This is a genomic window from Flavobacterium sp., assembly GCF_027531905.1.
GTDB lineage: Bacteria > Bacteroidota > Bacteroidia > Flavobacteriales > Flavobacteriaceae > Flavobacterium.
Genome location: NZ_JAPZSU010000048.1, coordinates 78328 through 87891 on the forward strand (window position 1 = coordinate 78328; position 9564 = coordinate 87891).

At 35.9% G+C, this 9564-nt stretch carries 9 protein-coding genes; 8 read left to right on the plus strand and 1 reads right to left on the minus strand.

Annotated features, from left to right (window positions below):
* Window positions 1–20 precede the first annotated feature (20 nt).
* A complete protein-coding gene (ahcY, locus tag O9307_RS12380) occupies window positions 21–1337 on the minus strand; it encodes an adenosylhomocysteinase (protein WP_298299799.1) in 1317 nt (438 codons plus the stop codon).
* A gap of 296 nt (window positions 1338–1633) precedes the next feature.
* Between ahcY and O9307_RS12385 the strand changes: the two genes are divergently transcribed.
* The 8 genes from O9307_RS12385 to O9307_RS12420 all read left to right on the plus strand — a co-directional run bounded on the left by O9307_RS12385 (window position 1634) and on the right by O9307_RS12420 (window position 9321).
* Window positions 1634–2284: a 4'-phosphopantetheinyl transferase superfamily protein gene (locus tag O9307_RS12385; protein ID WP_298299801.1), complete on the plus strand. Its 651-nt coding sequence runs from the start codon at window positions 1634–1636 to the stop codon at window positions 2282–2284.
* An 80-nt stretch (window positions 2285–2364) separates the two neighbouring features.
* Window positions 2365–2532, plus strand: a complete 168-nt coding sequence (locus tag O9307_RS12390; protein WP_155959406.1) for a hypothetical protein — start codon at window positions 2365–2367, stop codon at window positions 2530–2532.
* Complete coding sequence (locus O9307_RS12395; RefSeq protein ID WP_298299805.1) at window positions 2529–3026, plus strand: DUF6169 family protein; 498 nt, start codon at window positions 2529–2531, stop codon at window positions 3024–3026. The genes O9307_RS12390 and O9307_RS12395 overlap by 4 nt, the downstream gene beginning before the upstream one ends.
* 30 nt (window positions 3027–3056) lie before the next feature.
* Window positions 3057–3788 (plus strand): geranylgeranylglyceryl/heptaprenylglyceryl phosphate synthase, encoded by a 732-nt coding sequence (locus tag O9307_RS12400; protein WP_298299807.1) that lies wholly within the window; start codon window positions 3057–3059, stop codon window positions 3786–3788.
* 3 nt (window positions 3789–3791) lie between these two features.
* The gene (gene pnuC, locus O9307_RS12405; RefSeq protein ID WP_298299808.1) at window positions 3792–4424 is read left to right on the plus strand and encodes a nicotinamide riboside transporter PnuC; all 633 of its coding nucleotides are present in this window, start codon (window positions 3792–3794) and stop codon (window positions 4422–4424) included.
* Entirely contained in the window at window positions 4376–6511 is a 2136-nt protein-coding gene (locus O9307_RS12410; protein ID WP_298299810.1) for a DUF4301 family protein, read from the plus strand. Before pnuC ends, O9307_RS12410 begins: the two co-directional genes overlap by 49 nt.
* Window position 6512: 1 nt before the next feature.
* Window positions 6513–6914 carry an alternative ribosome rescue aminoacyl-tRNA hydrolase ArfB gene (arfB, locus tag O9307_RS12415; RefSeq protein WP_298299812.1) on the plus strand — a complete coding sequence of 134 codons (402 nt, stop codon included), beginning with the start codon at window positions 6513–6515 and terminating at the stop codon, window positions 6912–6914.
* 247 nt (window positions 6915–7161) lie between these two features.
* Window positions 7162–9321 carry a TonB-dependent receptor gene (locus tag O9307_RS12420; protein ID WP_298299814.1) on the plus strand — a complete coding sequence of 720 codons (2160 nt, stop codon included), beginning with the start codon at window positions 7162–7164 and terminating at the stop codon, window positions 9319–9321.
* Window positions 9322–9564 lie beyond the last annotated feature (243 nt).

The window sequence follows — 9564 nt, forward strand, 5'->3', positions numbered from 1 at the left end:
TTTGTACTAAAATCTTAATACTAATATCTGTAATATTCAGGCTTAAATGGGCCTTGAACTTCAACACCAATATATTCAGCTTGATCTTGACGTAAAGTCTCCAATTCAACACCTAATTTAGCTAAGTGTAACATCGCCACTTTTTCATCTAAATGTTTTGGTAACATGTACACTTCATTTTTGTAAGCAGCACTATTTTTCCACAATTCGATTTGAGCCAATGTTTGGTTGGTGAATGAGTTACTCATTACAAAACTTGGGTGACCTGTAGCACAACCAAGGTTTACCAAACGACCTTCTGCCAAAATGATGATGTCATTACCGTTGATAGTATATTTGTCAACTTGTGGTTTGATTTCGATTTTCGAAGCACCGTGGTTTTTGTTCAACCAAGCCATATCAATTTCGTTATCAAAGTGTCCGATGTTACAAACGATCGTTTTGTCTTTCATTTTTTCAAAATGAGAACCCAAAACGATGTCTTTGTTTCCAGTTGTAGTAATAATGATATCAGCTGTAGCGATAACAGTATCTAATTTTTTAACTTCAAAACCGTCCATTGCAGCTTGTAAAGCACAAATTGGATCAATTTCAGTAACCGTTACAATAGAGCCAGCACCTCTAAAAGAAGCAGCTGTTCCTTTACCCACATCACCATATCCACAAACGATTACTCTTTTTCCAGCCAACATAATATCGGTAGCACGACGAACGGCATCAACTGCAGATTCTTTACAACCGTATTTGTTGTCAAATTTAGATTTAGTAACCGAGTCGTTTACGTTGATCGCTGGCATTGGTAATGTTCCCGCTTTTACTCTTTCATATAATCTGTGAACACCAGTAGTAGTTTCTTCAGACAATCCTTTAATTCCAGCAACTAATTCTGGGTAACGATCAATAACCATATTAGTCAAATCTCCACCGTCATCCAAAATCATATTCAATGGTTTTCTGTCTTCACCAAAGAACAACGTTTGCTCAATACACCAGTCAAAAGACTCTTCGTCAAGACCTTTCCAAGCATACACCTGAATTCCAGCAGCAGCAATAGCAGCAGCAGCCTGATCTTGAGTAGAAAAAATGTTACAAGAACTCCAAGTCACTTCAGCTCCAAGCGCAATCAAAGTCTCGATCAAAACCGCAGTCTGAATCGTCATGTGTAAACATCCTGCAATACGAGCTCCCTTCAAAGGTTGTTCGTCTTTGTATTCTGCACGAAGCGCCATCAATCCTGGCATTTCAGCTTCTGCTAATTCAATTTCTTTTCTTCCCCAAGCTGCTAAGGAAATGTCTTTCACTTTGTAAGCCACAAAAGGCATAGTTGCTGTACTCATTTATAGTATATTTGTATATTGAAATTTTTTGCAAATTTACGTAATAAGTTTAGAAATAAACCAATTTCTTTGAGAATTGTGAATTGTTTAATTCCTTAAGCGTTAGAATTTTAAATGCCTTGTCAATTGCACATACAAAGTTGGTCAACTATAAGGAGCTAATCCTGCTGTCCACTATATCTTGTATGGCGAACCCCGCCATACAAGGATGCCGTTCCCATCAGGGCTAGGCAATGTGCTAAACGACAAGAGAATTGTATTCAAAAACCAAACCATAAACGACACCTTATTTACAAATGCCGTTATTCAAAACCATCCAGTATAACCAAGAAACCACACTTTACGTTTGGCACATTACCGAGACGTTCTCGGATTTATACGAACAAGTACACTTGAACACGATTAGCACCCAGCGACTCAACGGAATGAAGTCGCAACTGCATCAGCGTGCCTTTTTGAGTGTTAGAAAACTACTAGCCGAAGCAGGCTATACCGACTTTGATTTGTTTTATGACAAATCTGGCAAGCCTCATTTGAACGATAACAAATACATATCCATAACTCATTCACACGAATTCGCGGCCATCATCATAAGTAATCAAACTGTTGGGATTGATATCGAATTGCAACGAGAAAAAATCCTTCGCATCGCCGATAAATTTGTCGATACTGCTGAGTTATCTCGACTGCAAAGCTTCTCAACGGAATATTATATTCGCAAGTTAACCGTAAAATGGGGCGCCAAAGAAGCCATTTTTAAAATATGCAACGAGAAAGGCATTAGTTTTAAGAACCACATCAAAGTCAGTCCATTTGAATTAGACCAAAAAAAAACCACGGCCATTTTGGATTTCGAAAAAAAGCAGCAATGGTTTACTATTTGTTTTGATGAGTTCGATTCTTTTACTTTAGTTTATGCTTTTGAAAATAATTATATTTGTATATAATAAAATCAGTTTATTTGGTCTCAAAACCCAAAAAGAATACGAAATTCCATCTGAACTAAAAAACAACAAAAAACTAACACATGAAAACTCTAGTTAAAAAGACTGTTTTTAAATCTAATGATGAGGTTATTGAATTGATGTTGGAAAGCAAAAAGCAATCTAAAATCGAAAGTCAAGAACGCTATAATACCGAAGAGTTTCAAGAGATTTTGAAAAAGTTACGCCAGTTGAAAAAAGAAAAAAAATGAGTTATCCTTTTTTATTTGATGGTGGAACTAACAATAGTTATTTTTTTGAAACGGAATTGGAATTGATTTATGAAATAAAATTCCGTCCTTCGAGTTACTTATTGGGAGACCAAAAAGCACCTTATGCTCACTTAATTTTTGAATTTATCATTGAGATTGTGCATAATCCTCTTGGGAAAAATCCCCCATTAGACAAATTAGTATCTTCTACTATTTCTTCGATTATAAAAGATTTTTATTTCAAACAAGAGCAATCAGTTTGTATTTATATTTGCGATTCATCTGATGGAAAACAAGAACTTCGTAGACGAAAATTTGATAATTGGTTTTATACTCATAATCAATTTGGGTTGGTCAAAATAGACGAGCATATTTGTGATTCAAAAGGAATTTATTATCCAATTTCATTAATTATTCAACGGAATAACCCATATTTTTCAGAAATTATAAATGGATTTAGTCTACTTGCTTTACGAAGTAATGAGGATAAATAATGTCATTAAGTAAGAACCTAAAAAGAACTAATGACTACAACAATCTATCAAGATATTCTACTGGCAAAAAAAGAAAAACGCAAGCTCCTTGCCATTCTTCTCGACCCCGATAAAATTGACTTGAATACGGTTCCTGCCTTAATTCAAAAAGTGATAAGCTCTCCAGCCACACACGTTTTTATTGGTGGAAGCCACGTAACTCATAATATTATAGACGAGTTAATTCTAAAGATTAAAAGCATCTGTGAATTACCTATTGTGCTTTTTCCTGGCAATCCATCTCAAATTTCAATTCACGCTGATGGTATTTTGTTTTTGTCCTTATTGTCCGGTCGCAATCCAGATTTTTTAATCGAACATCAGGTAAAAGCAGCGCCAATTCTCAAAAAAACCGACTTAGAAATTATTCCTACCAGCTATATTTTAATTGAAAGTGGCAACGAAACAGCAGTAGCACGGGTAAGTAAGACTACACCCTTATCACGAATCGATGTTGAAAGCGTTTGTAATACTGCGATGGCTGGCGAAATGCTAGGGCATCAGCTCATTTACCTCGAAGGAGGAAGTGGCGCAAAGCAATCGGTTCCATTAGAAATGATTCGAGAAGTGGCTAAAAACATTACTATTCCACTAGTTGTTGGCGGAGGCATTACCTCTTTGTTGGGGATACAAAATGCGTATGAAGCAGGAGCTGATTTGGTAGTAATCGGAACGGCTTTTGAAAAAAATCCTTCTTTTTTTGAAAATAAATATACACAATAAACAATGATCGATTATTTTTTTGCTCAATATAAAGACTATTCCACACTGATGGTTAGTCTGGAACTCATTGCCATTTTTTTCGGCTTAGCCAGTGTTTGGTTTGCCAAAAAAGATAATATTTTGGTATTTCCAACGGGTTTGGTTAGTACTTCAATCTATGCCTATTTGCTTTGGCAATGGGAATTATTAGGCGATTCGATGATCAATGTGTATTATTTTGTAATGAGCCTTTACGGTTGGTACCATTGGACACGTAAAAAGGGAGACAAAGTTGAATTTCCTATTTCATGGACCACACGAAAAGACAAAGGCTATAGCATGGTTATTTTTGTAGCTACCATAATTTTTGTGGTATTGGTCTACCTTTATTTTGGTAAATTTACCACCTGGTATTCGTACGTAGACACTTTATTGACTGCACTATTTTTCGTAGGCATGTGGTTAATGGCAAAACGAAAAATTGAGAATTGGATTTTCTGGATTATTGGAGATTTCATTTCAATACCGCTTTATTTTGCAAAAGGATATACCTTTACAAGCCTTCAATACATTATTTTTACAATTATTGCCTTTTATGGTTATTTAGAATGGAAGAAAACCTTAAACAGCTCTCCAAAACAGGAGCTTCAGAAATAATAAAAATTGCCATATTTGGACCTGAATCTACAGGCAAAACCACTTTGGCAAAACAATTAGCCGAATACTATCAAACGGCTTGGGTACCCGAATTTGCACGCGACTATTTACAAGAAAAGCTAAATAGTGGTCGTGGTGTTTGTGATATAGATGATATGTTGCCAATTGCCTATGGACAAACTAAATTAGAAAATGAAAGTGCCGCTATTGCAGATACTTATTTGTTTTGTGATACGAATTTGATGGTGACCAAAGTGTTTTCTGAATTGTATTATAATTTTTGTGACTCGTTATTGGATAAAGCGGCTCGCACCCACCAATATGATTTATTTTTTCTTACAGACATTGACGTGCCATGGGAAGATGATGGTTTGAGAGATAGCCCTGAAGGACGAGAGTCTGTTTTTTCAGTGTTCAAACAATCACTTATTGATAACAAAAAACCATTTATTACTCTAACTGGAGATAAAGGAACCCGATTGAACAAAGCCATAGCTATTCTGGAAGAGTTGCGTAAGGCTAAAAAAATGGGAATCGATTCTTTGGATTTTGTGCAAATCTATGAGCACGGTATTCCGATAGCTAAAGTCCAAGAACAACTAACAATTTACAAAAACGGAATTGCCAAAACCATTTTAGACAGACCTGCGACAATTGGTGATGGAATTATGTATTTGTCTACGGAGGAGTTTATTGAAAAAGCTACTTTTTTTGATGCAAACAAAGCTTCTTTAACGTTGAAAAAATTAGTGCCTGCCTCTGGAGCAGCCACACGAATGTTTAAGTTTTTGAATGAATTTCTAAGAGATTATCATTACGAAACAGAGAGTATTAATGCATACATCAACAGAAAGCGCGATTTAGAGCTGTCGCTTTTTATTGTGGGTATGGATAAGTTTTCTTTTTTTGAAGCCATAGATAAGAGACTTAGGGCTGATTTTGCCGACTTTGAGTTTTGGCCAGCAGACAAAAAAAATTATTACTTTATAACTTATTTATTATACCCTGATTATTTTGATTTTGCGAGTAAACCTAAGGGTGTTTTGCCTTTTCATAAATATTCAGATCACGTAGCCACGCCATTTGAAGAGCATCTAAACGAAAGTGTGACCTATGCCTCAGTACAACAAAAAAGTTATTTACATTTTACCATAACTCAGGCACATCAAACCCTATTTGAAAAATTAGAGCAAGAACTAAAAAGTACCATCGAAACACAATCCAATACAATTATTGAAATTGGGTATTCGTATCAAGATAAAGCTACCGATTCTGTAACAGTAGATGCCAAAAATAACTTGGTAAAGAATCAAAATAATGAACTTTTATTTCGTCCAGGAGGGCATGGTGCTTTGATTGAAAACCTCAATGCTTTGGATGCTGATCTTGTTTTTATCAAGAACATTGATAATGTAATTCAAAATCAAATGGACGCCATTGCTTTATACAAAAAGGGATTAGCGGGGATTTTAATTGAGTTACAACAGCGCATTTTTAAACAGCTAGAAGCCATTCACCAACAGCAAGTTAGCACATCAGAAGTTGATAAAATCGTAACTTTTGTTGAAAATGAATTGAGTATCAAGATGATTAAAGGGTTTCCAGAATTTACATTTGAGAATAAAATAAAAGAATTGATCGGGGTTTTAGACCGCCCGATTCGGGTATGTGGCATGGTAAAAAATGAAGGAGAACCTGGCGGTGGCCCTTTTTGGGTAATGGACGACAAAGGAAAGACAAGCTTGCAAATCGTAGAATCTTCTCAGATGGATCTAAAAAATGAAAAACAGCAGAACATTTTGGATAAAGCTACTCATTTTAATCCGGTAGATTTAGTTTGTGGCATTAAAAATTACAAAAACAAAAAGTTTGATTTAAGTCAGTTTGTAGATCATAATAGCGGATTTATCGTAGAAAGAACGTTAGGAAACGACACCATAAAATCCTACGAATTACCTGGATTGTGGAATGGAGCCATGGCCAAGTGGATTACCGTTTTTGTAGAGGTACCTATGGTTACTTTCAACCCTGTGAAAAATGTAAATGATTTGCTCAAGCCAGCACATCAGCCCCAGCACATTTTGTAAAATGGAAACAGAAAAAATAGTAAACGAATTACAGTTTAAGGCCGTTAGAAGCAGTGGAGCTGGCGGACAAAATGTCAATAAAGTATCATCTAAAGTCGTTTTAACTTTTGATTTGAAACAATCCCAGGCATTAACCGAGGAAGAAAAAATAGTGTTAGCAAACAAATTAGCCAATAGAGTAACGTCAGAACAGCTTTTGATTTTGCATTGTGATGAAGACCGCAGCCAGCTCAAAAATAAAGCTATTGTAATCAAACGTTTCCTAGCCATAATCCGTGATGGATTGTTCGTTCCCAAAGAACGAAAAGCGACCAAAATCCCAAAATCGGCCATCAGAAAACGAATTAAGGATAAAAAGAGTTTATCGGATATCAAGCAATCAAGAAGGAAGCCCGATTTTTAGTAGTTTCAAAAACTTTAAACTTTAAACTTGGAACTTCAAACAAATGATATATATTTGCGCCGTCTCAAAGGGGTGCTCTAAATAACGAGCTGAGATCATACCCAAAGAACCTAGGCGGGTAATGCTGCCAAGGGAAAAAATGACAAAATACTAGAGTACTCGCTATTGTCTTGTCATAAAAACAAATCATTTATTAATTTAAAAATAAAAGAATAATTCCCCCTTTTATTCGTAAAACTATTTACGGATGAACACCATTATTACATCAAAGAGCCAAAAGGCACAAGGCAAAAGCCAACAGCATTCCATTCGATTATTTTTTTTACTTTTCACTTTTCACTTTTCACTTTTCACTTTTGCTCAAGTAAAAGACACGACCAAAGTCAACCAATTGGATGATGTTTTGGTTTCGGCTGTGCGTGTGACGTCAAAAACTCCGGTTTCGTTTAGCAATTTGACTAAAAAACAAATTCAGTTTCGCAATTTGGGTCAGGACATTCCAACACTTATGAACTATATGCCTTCGGTGGTAACTACTTCGGATGCGGGTAACGGAATTGGCTATTCGGGAATTCGCGTGCGTGGTAGCGATGCGACCCGTGTAAACGTAACCATCAACGGAATTCCGTACAATGATTCTGAAAGTCATGGTACGTATTGGGTAAATATGCCTGATTTTGTTTCTTCAGTAGAAAGTATTCAGTTACAGCGCGGTGTAGGAACGTCTACCAATGGTTCAGGAGCTTTTGGAGCGAGTTTGAATATGCTAACCGATTCATATACCAAAGAAGCAAGTGCTGAAATTGCTAGCTCAATAGGAAGTTTTAATACTTTGAAAAACACGGTTAAATTCAGTACCGGTTTACTAAATGACCATTTTGAAATCGCAGGACGTTTATCTGTTTTACAATCTGATGGATATATTGATCGCGCTAGTTCTGATTTGAAATCGTATTTCTTGCAAGGAACTTATGTGGGGAAAACTACTTTACTAAAAGCTTTGGTTTTTGGAGGAAAAGAAAAAACATACCAAGCTTGGAACGGGATAGATGGAGAAACGCTGAATAGCAATCGTAGATTTAACAGCGCTGGAATGTTTACAGACGAAGCGGGAACTACTCGTTTTTATGATAATGAAACCGATAATTACCAACAAGACCATTCGCAATTGCATTGGAACGAAAGATGGTCGGATAACTGGAGTTCTAATTTTGCGTTGCACTATACCAAAGGGAAAGGCTATTACGAAAACTACAAAGAAGACGCTAAGTTTTCTAGTTATGGTTTGAAACCGATTGTTATTAACGGAACAACCATTAACAAAACCGATTTGGTACGCCAAAAATGGTTAGACAATGATTTTTACGGAACTACTTTTTCTGCCAAGTATACTACCGATGCCTTGCAATTAATTTTGGGTGGAGGCTATAATAAATATGAAGGTGTCCATTTTGGAAAAGTGATCTGGGCGCGCTACGCTTCTCAAAGTGAATTGGGAGATCGTTATTATGAAGATTTTGCCACGAAAACGGATGGAAACTTTTTTGCCAAAGCCAATTATCAAGTTTCGGAACAATTGAGTTTGTACGGAGATTTACAATATCGTCACGTACAGTACAAAGCCGATAGCCCAGAAACGGGGTTGGTCAATGATACGTTTCGTTTTTTTAATCCCAAAGCAGGTTTGAATTATAAGATTGACGAGGCGAACACATTGTATTTTTCGTATGCAAGAGCCAATCGTGAACCAAATCGCACCGATTATGAAAATGGAGGCGTACGACCTGAAACCTTAGATGACTTGGAATTGGGATGGCGTTTGAACAACGAAAAAATACAATTGAATACCAATTTCTACTATATGGCGTATAAAAACCAGTTGATTTTGACTGGAAAATTAGATGATGTGGGCGCTCCCATTCGTTCAAATAGCGAAAAAAGTTACCGTTTAGGGCTTGAAGTAGATGCGACTATTGCCCTGTCTGAACAATGGATGGTGCGTCCTAACTTTACTTTAAGTGCCAACAAGAATGTGGATTTGAATGTTGGACTTGGAAATGTAACGACTGATATCGCTTATTCTCCTTCGGTAATTATGGGCAATGTATTGGTGTTTTCGCCAATTAAAGCCTTGCATTTGTCTTTGTTGCAAAAATTTGTAGGCGAGCAATTCATGAATAATTCTGACTCACTCGAGGCAAGATTAGCCGATTACTTTGTAAACGACTTCAATGTGAGTTACACATTCAAGCCTAAAACAATCTTTAAAGAAATTGTGTTAAGCGGATTAGTGAATAATTTTTTGGATAAAAAGTATGTGTCTAACGGGTATATGTATGACATCTATCCTTCCTATTACCCACAAGCAGAGATTAATTTCTTAGCAGGATTGAATTTGAAGTTTTAATTTTTAGTTTACTTATTTTTAAAATCCGGTGTCTTTTTGATGCTGGATTTTTTTTTGAAATATCACTAAAAGTGGGTATTGTGAAATGTTTTTTTTTCTTAACTATTTGTAACGGTTAACCAAAAAAAATTTTATAAATTTAAAACCGTTACAAAAATGAAAAAAATGATTTTTACTGCTATGGCAGTTTTGGCGTTTAGCGCTGTTTCAATGGCAAACACTATTGAAGTAAAAGAAGAAGTT